Annotated in this window: 1 protein-coding gene; it reads right to left on the bottom strand. The window is 72.8% G+C overall.

The features are described 5' to 3' along the window. On the bottom strand, nucleotides 1-702 hold a 702-nt coding region (locus TN53_RS41235), incomplete at its 3' end, for a thiamine pyrophosphate-binding protein (protein WP_046264020.1). Between the last annotated feature and the right edge of the window lie 144 nt (nucleotides 703-846).

The following is an 846-nucleotide window of genomic DNA, read 5'->3' as shown; positions in this document are numbered from 1 at the left end:
GTAGAAGTGCTGCGGCCGGTCGGCGAGGGTGAACAGTTCGCGGCTGGACTTGCCGGTGGTGCACACGATCGCCGCACAGTCGGGGAGGACGGACAGCAGTTCCTCCAGCGCGGTGATCCGGGCCGGCGGTGTCCGCAGCGGCTCGTGCCGTACGACGTCGGGCCGTGCCGGGGTGGCCGGAGGTGGTTCGTGCAGGGGCTCGTCGTCGAGGATCCCCTGGCGCAGGACGAAGGCGTGGGGCAGCTCGGAGGTCTCCATCTCCTTCCAGCCGAGCGCGACGGCGCCTGCCATGGCGTCGGGTTCGCCGGGGAGCAGGGGGGGGCCCACCTCGATGACGTCCATCAGGTCGTGCATGGTGCGGCCCATCAGTTCGTGCTGCGGCTCGTCGGGGCGCCCGGGTTCGCCGCGCCAGGTCAGCACCACGGGGGTGGGGATGCGGGCCGCGTGGGTGAGGGAGGTCAGCGGGTTGACCATGTTGCCCAGGCAGGAGTTCTGGGCGATCACGCAGGCGCCGGCGCCGGCCAGCCAGGCGCCCGCGGCCAGGGCCACCGCCTCGCCCTCGTGCGTCACCGGGAGATAGCGGGCTCGGGAGCCGGACGCCGCCCGGTTGATGAGGGGCGTGAGATAGGAGCAGGGCACGCCGGTGACGTCGACGACGCCGCGGTCGGCCAAGAGGTCCAGCAGGTGTGCGGCCGGGACCATCACGCCACCCGGCCCGAACGCGGGGGCTCGCCGGTGCGCACCACGCGCAGGATGTTCTCGGCGGTCCGGCGGCGCAGACTGGCCTCGGCCTGCTGTGACAGGAACGCCCGGTGCGATGTCACCACGACGTCGTCGCGTTTGAGG

It is taken from the genome of Streptomyces sp. WM6386 (assembly GCF_000972385.1).
Lineage (GTDB): Bacteria > Actinomycetota > Actinomycetes > Streptomycetales > Streptomycetaceae > Streptomyces.
Note: the sequence above shows the minus strand (reverse complement) of the source record. Positions and strands in the feature narration are given on the sequence as shown.